Raw genomic sequence first — 17,384 nt, forward strand, 5'->3', positions numbered from 1 at the left:
GCGAGGTAATACATGAACAATCAAAATGACCACGATACTTATATCATACCGCCGAATTTTATAGACACAGGCACCTTTTTCGGCGGCATGTTCAAGGCACGGAATGTGATCGAGGCCGGCATCCTGGCTGCAGCTACCGGGCTGCCGATCTTTCTTTTTCTTCCTTTCAGCCTGACTGCACGGATTATCGTGCTGTGCCTGACTGCCCTTCCCCTTGCCCTTTTTGCATTAATCGGCGTTTCGGGCGAGAGCCTGTCGTCTTTTCTGGTTATCTTCCTGAAATATATAAAAAACCGTCGTATCGTGGGCGGCGGTGAGGAACAGGAAGGCAGGCAGAATACTACTGCGGTAAAAAGAAATAAAAAATCTAATAGAAAGGAAAACGCTGCGTCTGGTGAAAAAGCAGTATCGAATGATGCAGACCAAAATCAAAGGTCAGTCAGAAAAGACAACTCCCAAAAAAACAGCAGTGTAGGAAACATATCTGGCTGGCACCGGAAAGGCGAGGATGACTTCCCGGCAGAATTTGATCAGATAAAGGGATATGAGATCCGTCAGAAACTCCGTCCCAAACAAGCCTCCAAAAAGCAGGCCGCAAAATCCCAAAGCCGAAAGCCTGCCCAGACTGGCAAAAATCCTTCCCACCACCAAAAGCAAAAAAGAGCATCTGTAAAGTCCAGACGGGCCGACATGAGAAAACCGGAACGGAAAAAGAATCCGGCACAGAAAAAAATACTGCGTACTCAAGAGCCCCTGTTTACTTTCCTGAACCCCGTAGCGGAATATCTTCCTATTACGAAAGTAGAAAACGGCATCATCTACACAAAAGACCACCGTTATGTAAAAGTGGTGGAAGTAATCCCCATCAATTTTCTGCTCCGCAGTGCCCGGGAACAGAGGAGCATTATCTATTCCTTTGTTTCCTATTTAAAAATCAGCCCTGTAAAGCTCCAGTTCAAGGTGCTGACCCGACGGGCAGATATCAGCCGCCACATAGATACCGTCCGCAGGGAAATGTCACAGGAAACCAACGAACAGTGCCGACTCATGCAGGAGGACTATCTGCAGTTTATCCAGCAGATTGGCTCCCGAGAGGCTGTTACACGCCGGTTCTTCCTGATCTTTGAATATGAACCATGGAGCGGCAATCGGCGTACCGATGAAGAAGGGGAGGCTGTCGGCTCTCTGCAGTCCGCTGTCCATACAGCCTCCAATTACCTGCGCCAGTGCGGAAATGAAGTCATTGTACCGGACAATGAGGATGAATTTACCATAGATGTGCTCTATAACCTGCTGTGCCGAAACGAAAGTGCTGTAAAACCTCTCCCTGTCCGGGCAAAGGAGGTCGTAGCACAGTATCTGGCAAACGGAAGGGAAAGCGAGACAGACCACATCCCTGCCGGGGAGTTCATTTCCCCAGAAAGCATTGATTTCACCCACGGACGGTATATCTGCATTGACGGGCTTTACTATGCCTATCTGCTGATTCCTTCGGATGGCTATAAAACCCAGGTTCCTGCCGGCTGGCTCAGCCTGATGGTCAATGCCGGCGACGGGATCGACCTGGACATGTTCCTTTCCCGCCAGCCCAAAGAGCACATCATCCAGAAAGTGGGCCAGCAGCTGCGTATCAACCGCTCCCGCATCAAGGATGCCAGCGATACGAATACGGATTTTGATGATATCGACAGTGCAATCCGCAGCGGCTATTTTTTAAAAGAAGGACTTGCCAATAATGAGGATTTCTACTTTATGAATCTTCTGGTCACTATCACAGCTCCCAATGAAGAGGATCTGGAGTGGAAAGTCAGTGAAATGAAAAAGCTGCTGCTCTCCCAGGACATGCGGGCAGTTTCCTGCCACTTCCGGGAGGAACAGGCATTTCTCACCTCCCTGCCGCTGGTATCCGTGGAAAAAGGCTTGTATGAACGCAGCAAGCGGAACCTTCTTACAGGCGGTGCGGCCAGCTGTTATCCCTTTACCAGCTATGAGATGTGTGATGACAACGGCATTCTGTTAGGAGTGAATAAATACAATAGTTCCCTGATTATCGTGGATATCTTCAATTCTGCGGTCTACAAAAATGCCAACATGGCAATTCTGGGCACCTCCGGTGCCGGGAAAACCTTTACAATGCAGCTCATGGCCCTGCGGATGCGGCGCAAGGGGATTCCCATTTTTATTATTGCTCCATTAAAAGGACATGAATTCCATCGGGCCTGCGCCAACGTGGGAGGCGAATTTATCCAGATCTCCCCAGCCAGCCCTCACTGTATCAATGTGATGGAGATCCGGCAGGTAGACCGTACTGTGAATGAACTGCTGGACGGTCCTGGTATTCAGCTTTCCGAACTGGCGGAAAAGATTCAGCGGCTTCATATCTTTTTCAGCCTGCTGATCCCGGACATAACCCATGAGGAACGCCAGCTTTTGGACGAAGCCCTTATCCGTACTTACAATAAAAAGGGGATTACCCATGATAATGTATCCCTGACAGATCCCGAAAATCCTCAGTGTTACAAAGAAATGCCAGTCCTGGGCGATCTGTATGAGATTTTAAAGAAATCAGCCCCTACCAGACGGCTGGCAAATATCTTAAACCGTCTGGTGGGCGGCTCTGCCAGCACTTTTAATCAGCAGACCAATGTATCTCTGGATAACCGGTATACGGTGCTGGATATCTCTTCCCTGACCGGTGACCTGCTCACAGTGGGAATGTTTGTGGCACTGGATTTCGTCTGGGATCGGGCAAAGGAAGACCGTACGGAAGAAAAGACCATCTTTATCGATGAATGTTGGCAGCTCCTTTCGGGAGCTGGCGCTACTGGCACACGCCTTGCCGGTGATTTTGTATTGGAGATTTTCAAGACGATCCGAGGTTACGGCGGCTCTGCGGTCTGTGCCAGCCAGGACTTAAACGACTTTTTCAATCTGGATGAAGGACGATTCGGAAAGGGGATCATTAACAATTCCAAGACCAAGATTATCCTGAACCTGGAGGACGACGAGGCCATGCGTGTGCAGAGTACGCTCCATCTCTCTGATGCGGAAATCATGGAAGTCACCCATTTTGAGCGCGGCAACGGTCTGATCAGCACCAACAACAATAACATCATGGTGGAATTCAAGGCAAGCCCTCTGGAAAAAGACCTGATCACCACAGACCGGAGGGAACTGAAGAATATCGTGGAACGTATGCGCCAGCAGAATGTGACCGGGTAAGATCCATTGATTACGCATGACATACGCACAGATTACGCATTACATTTTGAAATACGTTTTCTTTACGTATGGATTACGCATTTGCCGCGAATACCAAGAAAGGAAGGTGATACCTATAAAGACAAGAGCGGATATCTACGGTCATGAGGCCACGGAACTGCTCCGAATCATTTCCATGTATCCGGGGCTGTCCCAAAAGCAACTCTGTCAGTTTTATCCGGGCAGAACGGATATCATTAAAAACCTGCTCTCCCATCTGGAAAGACAGGGGCGCATCATACTGTCCGACTCCGAACACTATTTTCTTTATGGAAATACCAGAAAGGAAACAGACAATGGCATAATACGAGCAGTATGGGTTCTTCTGGACTTTATAGAAAAAGCAGAATATCACTCGTCCAGCGACTTTCCTGTAAAGATTGTTTTCTTTTCAGGCGGCGAGCTTTACGAGATTGTACAGGTTACTGCCGGACAGGAAGCCCTTGTCACCCATGCCCTTCATCAGAACCATACTAATGAAAACCACCGTATTGTTCTGGTGGACGATCCCGGACAGATTCCACTGCTGGAATTTCCGGGAATCACCGGATTCTGCACCGTGGATACTGATGGGAACGTAAGCTACTACAAGAAAACATCTTAAACCATCCCATTGTTTGTATGGTATCTATCTGACTGAAACCATGCTGATAATACCATTAAAACAATCATCAGAAGGAGGAATGTGTGTGGATCGAAAGATCGTTTCACGCCGGATTGCGGATATCCAGAATAATCTGTCACGACTGCACAACAATATCTGTGCCATGGACTCCTTGGATATCCAACGTTATCCGGAAAACTATGAAACCATGTCAACCGAAGCGGCTCTGCGGGCAGAAGGGATTGCCTGTCAGCTCAGGAGCCTCCTTTATGCCTCTGCCTCGCTCCCAAAGGCGGAATACCTTGTAAAAGCCGGAGAGGCACACAGCATTGAGGTCAGTTTTGAGAACGGCATCCTTAAGATAACGATGCCCCGCCTGCTGCCCAAAAAGAAAATGCGTCAGAGCAGCCTATTCCTGATCGACCCGCTCCATGCGGTTCTGGATCAGTACATAAAGGAACACCCTCTGCCCCGTTTCCGGGAATGTGTGGTCTGCATTTCCCATGTCTATGACCATGAGCTACCGGACTGGTGCCTTTTAGACTATGACAACCTGCAGCAAAAACAGATCCTGGATGCCATTGCCCTGTATGTGATGTTGGATGACAGCGGCCTTTTATGTGATGCCTACAATACCACGGAACTTGGAGACACAGACGGCACCCATATTTACATCATGGAAAAAAGCCGCTTTGCTGGATGGCTTCTGGAACGGGAAAATCAGTTAAAATCCATATCGGATTTTTGACTATTTTAAGTACTTTTGTTTCCCATATGGTTGAAATATATAAAGTTCCTGTAAACAGGGCATTTCCCCAATATTTGCTAAGACGAATTTTACCAAAGTCTTTAGCCGCCCCGGTAAAAACCGGGAAAGGAGGTGAGTTTTCTGTGGCCGATAAGGACACATTTCCAAAACAAGATACATTAGGCCGTTATATGCTTGAGCTGGCTGCTGTATGCGGCGAATTCCCATCTGGTCTTCCTGCCCGTATTCCCGGCAGTACCAGCTACAAGGAGGCGGTCGTGACCTCATTAAAGAAAAAAGGTCTGCTGCGGACTTTCTATAAGGATAAGCTGCGGGGATTCCGGCTGGGACGGCGGGCAAAGGACATCCTTTTGGCAGAGCAGCCCGAACGTTTTTCTTTTTATCTTATTGGGAACGCAGAAACGAACCGGATCAGAAGCGAAATTACCCGCCGCCTGCGTTTGCACCGGACAGCAGAAACCTATGTTACCATGTTAAATGCAGGTGTAGCCGTATTCCGGGATAAAAAGCCTCCAGTATTTTCTCCAGAAGGCTCCCCGGTTCCTTTACTGGATGCATCCGCTTTTTATGGTTCCCGTGAGGTCAAGGAAATGGGAATAGAAATGGTAAAGATCAAAAGCTCCCGGATGATCGGTGTGCTTCTTGCTCCATCCGGCATTTTTCTAACCTACAACAGCGGCCCTTATATGGCGAAATGGGACTATCGGGCGGAGCTGCGGGCACAAGCTCTTTTAAGGATTGTACTCTGCCATCAACGCTTACCTGCCCAGTACGCTTCATTCAATATCTACGGCCTCCTGTTTGGTGATACATTGGAACATTTCTATCAGATCCTGTCAGAAGGTGACAGCAAAACCCGCTGTTTCTTTCTTTTGGACGGGAACTATGAACATTTTTACTACCTGACCAATAATCACTACGGAGAAATTCTACTAAGGCTTCTGTGTAATCCGGAGAAAAGAGAGGAACTGGATCACATGCTGATGCAGGGGTTCAGTACAAAAAACCCTGGACTTCCTATAGAGCATGATGCCCTGGACCAGACCGGTACTCCGGTGCTGTTTGGATATTTACCGGATATTCCCCGCATCAACCGATTCCACACGGCCCTCCAGCTTCAGGAGCGAACCGGAATCCTTATCTGCTTCGATTTCCAGAAAGAGGTTTTCCACCGTTTCTGTGGCAGGTGGGTAGAGTTTTCCACTATCAGCTTTGAAAAATTTGAAAGGAGGTTTTTTCCATAGATAAGAGAAAATTACTAAAGGGACTGATCACCGCACCGGTTGCCATCCTCGCTATCTTGTATGCAGGCGGCTACCTGGCACAGTTCATCGGCAACTACGTCCTTTGGAAACAGGGCGGTGGCTATCCGGGAGATGGAACCTCCCCTATTCTGGCCTCTCCTGTCTTGTCCGTCTGTCTTCATGCAGCACTTCGCCCTCCCTATGGGGTTTATGGTGTGTTTATCTGTATCGGGCTTTTAGCGGTGCTGCTCCTTATGGTCATGCGGATCGGATACAGCGACACTGGGGAATATGACGAGGACAGGAACTTTACCTATTCCGCCAAGGGAACCTATGGTACATCCGGGTGGATGAGCCAGAAAGAGATGGCCGGCGTCCTGGAACTGGTACCTGACCTGCATAAATATCGGGGGATCGTGCTGGGCATGCTGGACCGGAAAGCGGTCTGCGTACCGGAGAAGACACGGCTTAACAGCAACCTGGCGGTTTACGGTGCCAGCGGCAGCATGAAGACCCGTTCTTTCTGCATGAACCGTATTTTACAGGGGGTATCCCGCGGAGAGTCTCTGGTCATCTGCGATCCGAAATCGGAGCTGTACGAAAAATCCAGTGAATATCTGCGTGACAAAGGCTATACAGTCCGGGTGTTCAATCTGGTCAATCCGGAAAACTCGGATTCCTGGAACTGTCTCTCTGAAGTGGAAGGACAGGAACTGATGGCACAGCTTTTTGTGGACGTCATCATCAAAAATACCACAGGGGGCGGCAAGGGAGACCACTTCTGGGATTCCGCTGAAATGAACCTGTTAAAAGCGCTGGTGCTGTATGTGGATAAGGGTTATCCTCCAGAAAACAGAAACATGGGCCAGGTCTATCAACTCATTACCTTAAATTCAGAAACTGCACTGAACAGCCTCTTTGAAGTCCTGCCCATCAATCATCCGGCAAAGGCACCCTACAGCCTTTTTAAGCAGGCATCCGACTCGGTGCGCAGCGGTGTCATCATCGGCCTGGGGAGCCGCCTGCAGGTGTTCCAGTCCGAGCTGATCAAAAAGATCACCGCAAGGGATGAGATCGACCTGGAATTACTGGGCCAGAAGCCCTGTGCCTATTTCCTTGTGACCAGCGACCAGGATAGCACCTTTGACTTTCTGGCATCCCTGTTCTTATCCTTTGTCTTTATCAAGCTGGTCCGGTATGCGGACAAGAACTGTGAGGGCGGTCGGCTTCCTGTGCCCGTCCATGTATTAGGCGAAGAGCTAACTGCCTGCGGTACCATCCCGGACCTTTCCCGGCGTCTGAGCGTGATCCGCTCCCGGAACATCTCCATGTCCTGCGTATTCCAGAACCTTGCCGGACTGCAGAACCGGTATCCGTTAAATCTCTGGCAGGAGATCTTAGGGAATTGTGACGTCCAGCTCTTTTTAGGATGTACTGACCCCCTGACAGCGGAATTTGTCTCTTCCCGTACCGGCCTCGCAAGCGTGGCAGTCTCCAGTAAGTCCAAACAGCTGGGAACCTGGCGGATATCCAACTACACGCCGGAGTACCGGGAGACCAGCGGCGTGGGAAAACGCCCCGTGCTGACACCGGATGAAGTACTGCGCCTGCCCATTGATGAGGCGCTGGTCATCATCCGTGGAAAGAAGGCCTTAAAGGTGGACAAGATGGATTATTCCAAACATCCAGAGTATTCCCTGCTACGCTCCTGCAAGGCATCTGCCCACATCCCGGAATGGCGCCGTCTGGAAATGGAAGCTGCTGCCGTACCGGACCCGACAGCAAAACAAGAACCGTCAGGGGCGGCCGCAAAGCCGGCACCAAAAACCAGAGCTAAGGCAGCTCCTGAACCTGGGGCAAGACCTGCTACAAAAAGAACTGCGAAGCCGCCGGTGCGCGGCACACAGCAGAAAACGCAGAAGCCTCCGGCATCTGAAACGGGAAATACTGTCCCTGCCGGAATCGTATCTGCGGACAAGGATTCCATCATGTCCTAAAACATAACTGCTATGAAGCAACACATTTTCAGGCAGTAAAATAAAAAACAACAATTTGGAGGTAAACACATGGCAATAAAAAAAGAATTTATGGAACAGGAAAGCCCTTCTATGAAGGAGAACAACTCTATGGATGAAGCAGTTACAGAAGCCAGAGGGTTCCTCGGTGAAGGAGAAGATGGTACACCAACGGAATCTGATGGAGATGGTATGGACTTAAATGAACTGCTTGGCAGCATGGATCAGGAACCGTCTGAACAACCTGATATGGAGGAAGAAATACTTCCGGAACTTACAGAGGAAGAAATGTTTGGTGAATCGCCGGAGGATGCCGACCATTCTGATGAAACATCGCCGGAATCTATATCTTCTCCTGAAGCTGGTGACCCTCCTGCGAAAACCAGACGCACCACACGCAGGAAGAAAAATAAAACTTCTGAAGAGACTGATGAAGGAACACAGAAGAAAGAAACTGAAACACCGAATACCCCGGGAGCCATTCCTGACAGTGTTTCCGCTGCTCAGGACGGACTGGCAGAGGATGCCGCAGAGGAAATGGAGAGATCCATTCCACAAGAAGATACATCAGGAACTGCAGCCCCTGCCACAGCCTCTCCCCGGCGCACTGCAGCCAAGGTCAGAAAAGAAGATACCCCTGTACTGACACTGGAAGTTCGTGGAGAAGTGGAAACGGAAGAATCCCGTGAAGATGCCATCTGGCACGAGATCCACAATGCTTACCGTACCCGGCATATCCTTACCGGCCAGCTTGGCGGAATCGAGCAGACAGATAATGGCAAGACCATTACTATCGTAGATTATAAAGGATTCCGGATCGTGATCCCGTTAAAGGAAATGATGATCAATATCGGCCGCAGTCCTTCCGGGCAGGAATATACAGAACTGATGCTACGCCAGAACAAGATCCTTGGCAATATGCTGGGGGCAGAGATCGACTTTATCGTAAAAGGGATTGATTCCAAAAGCCGCAGTGTAGTCGCCAGCCGGAAAGAAGCTATGCTCAAAAAACGGCAGATCTTTTACTTGGATACAGACGCAGCAGGCATGTATCGTATTTATGAGGGGCGTATCGCTCAGGCCCGTGTGATTGCTGTGGCAGAAAAAGTCATCAGAGTAGAGGTATTTGGAGTGGAATGCTCTATTATGGCACGCGACCTGGCCTGGGAGTGGATTGGGGATGCCCATGAGCGTTTTTCCGTAGGCGATCAGGTACTCGTGCGTATCCTGAACGTGCGGCGTGACAGTCTGGAGGATATGGGGATCAGGGCTGATATCAAGAGCGTATCCCAGAACACCAACCATGATAATCTGAAAAAATGCCGCATCCAGAGTAAGTATGCTGGCAAAGTCACAGACGTACATAAGGGCGTGGTCTATATCCGGCTGTCCAATGGCGTAAACGCTGTGGCCCACTCCTGCTATGATTACCGGACTCCCGGAAAGAAGGATGATGTGAGCTTTGCTGTCACCCGGATTGATGAAGAACGTGGCGTGGCCGTGGGGATCATTACCCGTATTATCCGACAGAATCTATAGTCAAAATAATCCCTTGTCCATTCTATAATAATCATATTAAAGCGGACAAGGGATAAAATTTTCAAAATGTTTAATATTGAAATGATGCCATATTAATATTTTGTCATAAACAACATGTTCCGTTCTCTTTTATGAATCATTTAGATTGTTAATTTTTACGCGATCACAAACAAATTTCATTTGCTTTCTATATGCTAATAAAAACAACACTATAATTCCTAACAGTAAAAGTTCTTTCCAGTTTTTTTGAAACCAGCCTATATTTATGGAAGAACAAATTACAAATTTCACAATTAGTAGCAACAAACAACCGCTCAGCATGGATCTGTAATAATTACTTGTCTCCATTAAAACTTTGATTTTAGAATCTTTTTTTTCTGCTTTCACATATTCATCATATTTAACCTCTTTTATAGCATTAACTTTTAATAAACAAGGTTTTACTATAATGGACCCTATTCTATTAATAATTAGTCCTGCAAAATAATATATAACAATTTCTTCCACTATATTTTCTATTGAGAATTCTAATCCACAAAAAATTCTAAGTGATATACAGAAAAAAGTTCCTGGTAACAGACTTGTCATAAGTTCATAAGAATCTAATTTTTCAATAAACTTTCCCATCCTAATCCTCCGAAGTCCTTTGGCATAAAAACCGGCGAAACAGGTTCAAATGCCATAGATAATGCTTGTATAAATCCCCTTTTTCGATTTGCAAAAAGTATTCTTTCTGATTTTGACGTTAAGAATCCAAAATTTCCAACCAAACTTAATAAATTCGATTCTCTTAATTCATGTTCTTTCCCTATTACTGATAATTCTTGCTTTGCAAACCAAAGGCGTACATGAGGATTACTAATCATCAAATTACTTAAAACTTTTTTATCTGACAATCGATTCCATATGCAAGTATTAGCAACTACAAACTCATTGTTAGCCAACAATTCCGTAGTACTTAACAATATAATATCATATATATGAGCTGTTATAAAACTTCCATTTTTTTCATCTAAAGAAGTGCAGATCAAAAATTTTGAACTAGAATTCTTTATCGATAGATTACGCCATGGTGTCACATCAGCTCCTGTTATCTTTCTAATATATCTACTTCGTGCAGAAAGCTGTTCTGTACTTTGAATAATATCCTTACCGGCCCCTATAATCCACTTCACCTAATCGAACCCCTTTTGATTCTCTGATACTACTTCCAATAACCCCTACAGTATTTTCAGGTATATTAACTATACCATTCTTTGTATTTTTTGCAGAATCAAAATTTTCTTTTTCCATGTAATCAGCCAGTTTGTCAGAACCTCCACTAGTCATCCCTGAACCTGTATTATCTGATACAAGATATATTTTACTATATGGATCATCCAATTTTTCAAAAATCAATTTCGCACTTTCTAATTTCCCATGGTGAGGAAGCTGGATAATATCATACATATGCAGATTATGCAGATACTTAGGTGTGGCATCTCCACATAATAGGACAATTTGCGCATTGTCCAGTTTTATTTTTAGCTGTACGCTTGCTGCATTCATTACTGTTTCACCATCAATCTTTGCCCCTGCGTTATTTGCGTCTATTGCTGCCGCAACAACACCTGCAAACTCGTCCACTTTGGGGCCAACTATTGTTCCATACGAAACTGAAGTATTGACTTCTGCATTTACCACACTAAAATTGTATTCTTCTGCTTTTTGAACAATATCACAAATTTTATCAAATATTTCGAGGATATGCTCTCGTGTAGCTTTTGGAGTACGTCTCTTATCATCCAAAATTTCTAATACTTCCTTAGTATTTTTTAAATATAGGGATGAATACAATGTTACTTCATATCTGTTCTCATAAAGATAATCCAATAGGTTAATTACCCCATCGGTATGGTCGCTGTCATTGTGCGATATTACGATATGTATCCGATTTATCGAACGGTTCTTTTGTAAAAAATTTTTAACTTCATTTGCATGCCGTTCATGTCCACAATCATATACAACCAAAGTATTGTTGTCAAAAATAAGAATACAATCTCCAAATCTTGTGTCTTTATCTCCATCATAACTACTTAATGCTCTTAACTTCATATATTAGTTCCTTTCTGCAAAAACAAAACATCCTATATGGATATTATAATTAGTTTTCTAACAATTAGCACTCGACGTCATGGTTTGCTAACAATCATATATTATCACACCATATAAAATATTGCAATATATTTTTTGCTTGTATTCGTAATTTTTTCGAACATATAGAAAAAACATGCTTGATTATTATTTCTTTTATGGTATAATGATAGTGGAGGTATATACCATGTTTGAATATATAAAACTAAAAAACTTCAAATCTTTTGGAAATATAGAATTTAATCTTCTTGACAAGAAGGGTAATCCTAAAAAGTTGATTTTACTATATGGTGAAAATGGCATTGGCAAATCGAACTTAGCCTCTGCTTTTTTTATGTTATCTGAAACCCTAAGAACTATGGACGTTAGAGATATCATGCAATCAATCCTTTCTGAGAAACCAGATTCATTAAGCAATGAAGAATTTGCACGGTTTTTTAAGATGCGATACAAGGATATTGAAACGTTGATTCGTGAAAATAAAATGGTTGCTTCGGAAGATCCTATGTCCATGGAATTTGGATTCTGTATACATGGAAAAAGCGGCCGCTATTTATTAGAAACTAATGATTCCCAAATTATACATGAACGTTTGGAATACATCCTTACTAAAAATAAGGGAGTATACTTTGATATTACTCCAGAACAAATTATTATCAGCCCCAAAATATTTCTTGAAAAAAGTGCATATCAAGAAATTAAATTAGCTTGTTCCAAATACTGGGGCAAACATTCTTTACTTTCCATTTTAATGCATGAGTCTGACGATAAAGCAGACGAATATATCAAAGAACAGTTAACCGACAATTTTGACTATATTATGGAATTTCTTTCTCGGATATCTTGTAAAGTTAAATTTGGTAGTCGGCAAGAGCGAGGTATCATTGGATTGCCACATGAAATATTTGGAGACTTTGATGAAGGTACTATTTCTAAAGAGGATGAAATTTTATTAGATAGAAGCGAGGCCATGCTTAATATATTTTTCAGAAGTACAAATCGCGATATCAAAAAGGTTTTTTACAAACGTACTGCTAAAGAAAATACTATTCACTATCAGTTAATGCAAACAAAGTTAATAGCTGGACATGAAAGATCAATTGAATTTTCTATGGAATCAACGGGCACACAATCTCTTTTACAATTACTCCCATTTATGCTCGTAGTCGTTAAAGGCTCTGTCGCAATAATTGACGAATTTGATACTGGTGTACATGATTTATTGGTGCAGAGCCTTGTAAATTCACTTTATGAGAATCTTTCAGGTCAATTAATCATGACTACTCATAATACCTTGCTTATGGAATCTGGACTACCGAAGGAGTGCATTTATGTGATAAACGAATTAGAAGATGGAAATAAAGAAATCCAATGTATAACTTATTATGACAGTAAAATACATGTAAATACTAACATTAGAGACCAATATATGAGTGGAAAATATCAAGGGATTCCAGAACCGATAGCCATAAATTTTGTTACACTTCTATCCACGTTAGGCTTAAAAACCAACTAATAAAAGAAATCTTTTCTGTCTAAGAAATTTGCATTTAATGGTTCAATCTCTTTTTTGGAAGGTAATTGAAAAATTCAGTTTAAAGCGTTTGCGGAAGGATTCGAACCTTCGGTGCGTTGCTGCACACCACCTTAGCAGGGTGGCACCATAGACCACTCGGACACGCAAACGAAAATGGATGGGGCAGGACTCGAACCTGCGGTGTTTCTTTGTGACGGATTTACAGTCCGCTGCCCTCGCCACTAGGCATACCCATCCATGGGTGACCAGGGGGAATCGAACCCCCATAAGCAGAGCCACAATCTGCCGGACTACCATTGTCCTATAGCCACAGTAGCTCCTGTGGGGCTCGAACCCATCATCTCCGGCTTGAGAGGCCGGTGTCCTGACCTTTAGACTAAGGAGCCATAATGATCCCCATGGGACTTGAACCCAATACCTCCAGCTTGAAAGGCTGGTGTCCTGACCTTTAGACCAGGGGACCTTACTGCAAGCATTTTCAGCCTGCTAATCAATCACTCTCTTTCTTTTCTATTCATGCGCCAATCTGTATTTGGGCCGCTGCATCTATAACCAGAATATCGTCCAGTCGTACCTGTAGGACAGCAGCCAACACTACCAGATTATCGATGGTTGGCAGAGCTACACCCTGTTGCCACTTGTATATGGCCTGCGGTGTTGCAAAACCAAAAATATCCTGCAAATCCCTTACTGACAATCCTGCCTGCTTCCGCAGTCTGTTGATATTCTGTCCTGTTCCCGTCATATCTATGGTTGGCAGACTCATCATGTCTTTCACCTCCTGCTATCAAAATTCAATACCCAGGCGGTCATGCTCCATATGGGACTCGGACCCATGGCTACTCGATAAAAGTCGAGTGCTCTCCCATCTGAGCTAATGGAGCATAAAAATACCGCCTACCTCATACAAGATAAGCGGTACATAAATCCATGTTCTGCTTCCGGCAGCCTTTTTACCGTTCTGCCCTCCGAATGTCACACAGTTTTTCGCCTTTTCCTTACCTTACATGAGCGCATTTTAACCAGACTCTGTTCTTTTTCTTTACTGAACAGTGCCTCATAATGTTCACTATGCAGATAATATGCGAAACCATTCGCAGCGAAATTAACTGTTGCCATGATTTTTCCTTTCTGGACTCATCCGGTCCGCTTTGTTCTTAACTGTAATCACTATAACACCAATTTGTGAATTTGTCATTATACTGGTAATATAATCCATAATAAAATCTTTAATTGACGTTTTTCTCAAAATCTCCTAAAATCTCCTTAATAAGGAGGAAGTGTTAAAATGTCCATATATAAGAAAATCGATCAATATCAAGAAGTCCATGTCACTACTGTAGAAGAAATATACAATACTATTGTTGAGTATAATAAATTTCGTAATCTCCCACGTCATGCTTTTACTGAAGATGGTCCTCTGCTACAAGGATTTTATAGAGGACAAAACAATAGCGAATGGGATATTTCCCCCAGCTTATTACGGACTAAAATGTCAGAGCCACAAATATTAAAAAATTTTAATCCCAACAAAAGAATGTCTCTCTTTGGAACAATCGCATATATACAACATCACCAAACCGGAACGCGATTTATTGATTTTACAACCAATCCAGATGTAGCTATTTTTTTTGCTTGTTTAGGTAGTGATAATACAGACGGAGCAGTTTTTCTATATGATTATGCACCCCATCAGGCAGAATGGTATACATCAGTTGTTTTATCAGAATTGGCTCGGTTAGAAAATAATGACAAAATCACAGTTCAGTATTTAGCAGAACAAGTTTTGAAAAATAATCCTGATTTAAGCAACCGCTTCAATACCATAGAAGAACTGAATGGAGGAATAATATCATTTCTTGACCATGGGTTTATGGTTTTACCCGATAATGAAAGTTTGAATGAGAACTTACGACTAAAACGACAACAAGGGTGCTTTTTTATATGTGGTGTTGAATTTGAACCAGAACTCATTTCAACTAGACGCTGGTTTTCGCATGCTGGTAAAAATTATTTTTATCCTCATTCTGCAGTCATTCCATCGGGTTTAAAAAATGGACATACTTTGGTAAAACTTATAATCGCTAAAGAATGTAAACAGGGTATTCTTAAATATCTTGAATCAAAAGGAATCACTTATGACTACTTATTTCCTGAATGAGAAAAGAAATACCCAAAGCTCAATGCAGGCTCTAAAAAGTCACATTTTTAAAACGCATTTCTACTACAATAAACAACTTAATTTAACAATATCAATAATTCATAAAAGCAAAACAAATTGGCACAATATTGGCACAGTTCTGCTCTTTCCCCGTAAAGGCATCCATGCTATACTTGGTACAGTCAAAAATATGTAAAGCAGCCGTTTTCCATCCAGGGAAGCGGCTGTTTTCGTCAGAAAGGCGGTGGTTTTACTTTGTTCCAAACAATGTCCAAAGCATCTGGTCGGGCCTCTCCTCATAAGGACAGACCTAGAAGAAACATGGCATCCATACTGAAAAATGAGAATGGGGATGTCAACTATTTCAGTACTGTAGTGTTCATTTTCATTGCTGTACTCCTGCTGGCATTCATCCTGAACTTGTTCAGCATTATCTCCACCAAGCAGGAACTGGACCACTGTGCAGACCAGATGGTAAAACAGATCCAGCTCTCAGGGGGCGTCAACAGAGAAACAGACCAGCTTTTTAACTTCCTCTGCTCTCAGATCCAAGGGGCGGAAGGCATCTCTTATACCATTGATGCTTCCTACAAATCACCCACTCCGTCCGGTATGAGCCGAGCTATCCAGTTGGGTACCCCCTTCTACATCACGATCAAAGGGCGGGCAAAGCTGGGCGGCTTCTGGAACTTCAATCTGGTAAATATCACGGTTGTTTCCAGAGGAGCGGGCGTCAGTGAGCATTACTGGAAATGAGGTGGCGCATGAAGAAACCGTTCCAACGTATGAAAAGCAGCACAGGCAGGAATCCTCTCGGAAATGACCGTGGGGATATTTCTATTTTTACCTGTTTTTTTGTGGTAGGGATCGTGATGCTGGTTTCCTTCCTGCTGCTGTACGCTTCCATCCGTATTACCTGCATCAACATCCGTAATGGTGCCAAGATGGAGCTGAACAACTTAAGCGCCAGCATCTATGCAGACACTTACCGTTCCCAGAGAGAAACCAATTTCAGTGAATATCTGAATACCCTCTATTCCAGCAGCGATTATACCGCCATGCTGGAAGACATGGTGACAGACGGTCTTGCAAACAAAATCCCTCTTTCCACGGATGACTACCGGGTCAGGGATATTAGTCTTGCCTTCCATGTGACTGGCGACCGTGTGGAATATGTCTTCACCTGCAACGTCGAATTCTATGTCTACATGTTCGGCCATTCTTACCCTGCTATTACCCAGCGTGTAGAACTGACCGGCTACCACAACACCAAATTCTGAGCTGCCGGACAAACGGCAGTGCGAACTATGAAAGGAGCTTACCACATTTATGAAGAAACTGTTGAAATCCAAAAAATTCATTTTCACCACATTTTTTACAGCAGTCGCAGGTTTTTTGGCCATCCGTTTTATTGGGCACCGCAGGACAGAAAGCAAAAATTTTTGATCACCTGTTGAAAAACCGTTTTCCAGAACGTATAGGATATATAGAAGAGTAAAGGAGATGATCATGATATGAAAAAAATCTTAAAATCCAAAGGATTCCTTGTCACTGTCCTTTCTGTATCCTGCATTGCTATCTTAATCGCTTGTTTCTGGGTAAGCAGAGATACAAAGACTGCTTTCTTGCCTGATGAACCGCCACCCGATACTGCCCAGGAAAATTGGACGGATACACCGGAGTCTGTTACGGAAAGCAACTCCTGGAATCCCCCAAAAAGCAGCAAACCCACTCAGGAAGATACAGACAGAAAACTGGAGGAATATCCAAAAATGACGGAAGAAAATGAGCAGGAAGTCGTTTTTGACTTTATCCCGGCAGAAACAAAAGAGGAATCTGCTTCCCCACCGCCGCCGGAGGGCAAGACAATCATGGCCAATCCCGGAGAAGATCATCCTTTGAAACCGACTCCGGAAGCAGACGCTTCTTCTGCTGATGCTGGAAAGGATAGTACACCTTCTGCTGGCTCCACTAACGAAAACGGTGCTGTATATGATCCGGTGTTCGGCTGGGTGGTTCCCGGTCAGATCAACCAGTCTTCTATAGACAGCAGCGGTGACCCGAACAAAATGGTAGGAAATATGGGAAACTGATGGTATCCTGCCAGATATCAGCCATTGG

The 17,384-nt window shown here is 44.2% G+C and carries 15 protein-coding genes and 6 tRNA genes; 11 read left to right on the forward strand and 10 right to left on the reverse strand.

Features of this window, described 5'->3' with window-relative positions:
• Positions 1–12: 12 nt before the first annotated feature.
• The 6 genes from LA360_RS08145 (at position 13) to LA360_RS08175 (ending at position 9,432) form a co-directional block, all read left to right on the forward strand.
• Positions 13–3,222 carry a VirB4 family type IV secretion system protein gene (locus LA360_RS08145; RefSeq protein WP_112481679.1) on the forward strand — a complete coding sequence of 1,070 codons (3,210 nt, stop codon included), beginning with the start codon at positions 13–15 and terminating at the stop codon, positions 3,220–3,222.
• A gap of 106 nt (positions 3,223–3,328) precedes the next feature.
• Positions 3,329–3,865 carry a DUF5697 family protein gene (locus tag LA360_RS08150; RefSeq protein ID WP_318653983.1) on the forward strand — a complete coding sequence of 179 codons (537 nt, stop codon included), beginning with the start codon at positions 3,329–3,331 and terminating at the stop codon, positions 3,863–3,865.
• Between the two features lie 79 nt (positions 3,866–3,944).
• On the forward strand, positions 3,945–4,613 hold the full coding sequence (locus LA360_RS08155) for a DUF6100 family protein (protein ID WP_263870220.1): 669 nt from the start codon (positions 3,945–3,947) through the stop codon (positions 4,611–4,613).
• Between the two features lie 143 nt (positions 4,614–4,756).
• On the forward strand, positions 4,757–5,878 hold the full coding sequence (locus LA360_RS08160; RefSeq protein WP_225537442.1) for a hypothetical protein: 1,122 nt from the start codon (positions 4,757–4,759) through the stop codon (positions 5,876–5,878).
• Between the two features lie 23 nt (positions 5,879–5,901).
• Entirely contained in the window at positions 5,902–7,875 is a 1,974-nt protein-coding gene (locus LA360_RS08170; RefSeq protein WP_112481678.1) for a VirD4-like conjugal transfer protein, CD1115 family, read from the forward strand.
• 69 nt (positions 7,876–7,944) lie between these two features.
• The gene (locus LA360_RS08175) at positions 7,945–9,432 is read left to right on the forward strand and encodes a S1 RNA-binding domain-containing protein (RefSeq protein WP_112481677.1); all 1,488 of its coding nucleotides are present in this window, start codon (positions 7,945–7,947) and stop codon (positions 9,430–9,432) included.
• A 129-nt stretch (positions 9,433–9,561) separates the two neighbouring features.
• On the opposite strand, the gene LA360_RS08180 is transcribed toward LA360_RS08175, so the two are convergent.
• The 3 genes from LA360_RS08180 to LA360_RS08190 are packed head-to-tail and all read right to left on the reverse strand — an operon-like array spanning position 9,562 to position 11,526.
• Positions 9,562–10,059, reverse strand: coding sequence for a phosphohistidine phosphatase (locus LA360_RS08180; RefSeq protein WP_112481676.1), 498 nt, complete (start codon positions 10,057–10,059; stop codon positions 9,562–9,564).
• The gene (locus tag LA360_RS08185; RefSeq protein ID WP_146774926.1) at positions 10,035–10,607 is read right to left on the reverse strand and encodes a hypothetical protein; all 573 of its coding nucleotides are present in this window, start codon (positions 10,605–10,607) and stop codon (positions 10,035–10,037) included. Before LA360_RS08185 ends, LA360_RS08180 begins: the two co-directional genes overlap by 25 nt.
• Complete coding sequence (locus LA360_RS08190) at positions 10,582–11,526, reverse strand: ComEC/Rec2 family competence protein (RefSeq protein ID WP_112481675.1); 945 nt, start codon at positions 11,524–11,526, stop codon at positions 10,582–10,584. Before LA360_RS08190 ends, LA360_RS08185 begins: the two co-directional genes overlap by 26 nt.
• Before the next feature lie 226 nt (positions 11,527–11,752).
• Here LA360_RS08190 and LA360_RS08195 point away from each other — a divergent pair, with 226 nt between their 5' ends.
• Positions 11,753–13,081 (forward strand): AAA family ATPase, encoded by a 1,329-nt coding sequence (locus LA360_RS08195; protein WP_160116320.1) that lies wholly within the window; start codon positions 11,753–11,755, stop codon positions 13,079–13,081.
• Positions 13,082–13,166: 85 nt separating this feature from the next.
• Here the strand turns inward: LA360_RS08195 and LA360_RS08200 are convergent.
• The 7 genes from LA360_RS08200 to LA360_RS08230 form a co-directional block, all read right to left on the reverse strand.
• Positions 13,167–13,251, reverse strand: a tRNA-Ser gene (locus LA360_RS08200).
• A 5-nt stretch (positions 13,252–13,256) separates the two neighbouring features.
• A tRNA-Tyr gene (locus LA360_RS08205) sits at positions 13,257–13,339 on the reverse strand.
• A 3-nt stretch (positions 13,340–13,342) separates the two neighbouring features.
• Positions 13,343–13,413, reverse strand: a tRNA-His gene (locus tag LA360_RS08210).
• Between the two features lie 2 nt (positions 13,414–13,415).
• A tRNA-Glu gene (locus tag LA360_RS08215) sits at positions 13,416–13,488 on the reverse strand.
• Between the two features lie 4 nt (positions 13,489–13,492).
• Positions 13,493–13,565, reverse strand: a tRNA-Glu gene (locus LA360_RS08220).
• Positions 13,566–13,616: 51 nt separating this feature from the next.
• A complete protein-coding gene (locus LA360_RS08225; protein WP_112481673.1) occupies positions 13,617–13,871 on the reverse strand; it encodes a helix-turn-helix domain-containing protein in 255 nt (84 codons plus the stop codon).
• Between the two features lie 43 nt (positions 13,872–13,914).
• Positions 13,915–13,986: transfer RNA gene (locus LA360_RS08230), tRNA-OTHER, on the reverse strand.
• A gap of 404 nt (positions 13,987–14,390) precedes the next feature.
• On the opposite strand from LA360_RS08230, the gene LA360_RS08235 reads away from it, so the two are divergent.
• The 4 genes from LA360_RS08235 (at position 14,391) to LA360_RS29960 (ending at position 17,356) form a co-directional block, all read left to right on the forward strand.
• Positions 14,391–15,263, forward strand: a complete 873-nt coding sequence (locus LA360_RS08235; protein WP_112481672.1) for an FRG domain-containing protein — start codon at positions 14,391–14,393, stop codon at positions 15,261–15,263.
• Positions 15,264–15,584: 321 nt separating this feature from the next.
• Complete coding sequence (locus LA360_RS08240; protein WP_112481671.1) at positions 15,585–16,019, forward strand: DUF4320 family protein; 435 nt, start codon at positions 15,585–15,587, stop codon at positions 16,017–16,019.
• Between the two features lie 29 nt (positions 16,020–16,048).
• Positions 16,049–16,543 carry a hypothetical protein gene (locus tag LA360_RS08245; RefSeq protein ID WP_112481727.1) on the forward strand — a complete coding sequence of 165 codons (495 nt, stop codon included), beginning with the start codon at positions 16,049–16,051 and terminating at the stop codon, positions 16,541–16,543.
• Between the two features lie 234 nt (positions 16,544–16,777).
• Positions 16,778–17,356 carry a hypothetical protein gene (locus LA360_RS29960; protein ID WP_112481670.1) on the forward strand — a complete coding sequence of 193 codons (579 nt, stop codon included), beginning with the start codon at positions 16,778–16,780 and terminating at the stop codon, positions 17,354–17,356.
• Positions 17,357–17,384 lie beyond the last annotated feature (28 nt).

The sequence above is a fragment of the Enterocloster clostridioformis genome, from assembly GCF_020297485.1.
Classification (GTDB): domain Bacteria; phylum Bacillota; class Clostridia; order Lachnospirales; family Lachnospiraceae; genus Enterocloster; species Enterocloster clostridioformis.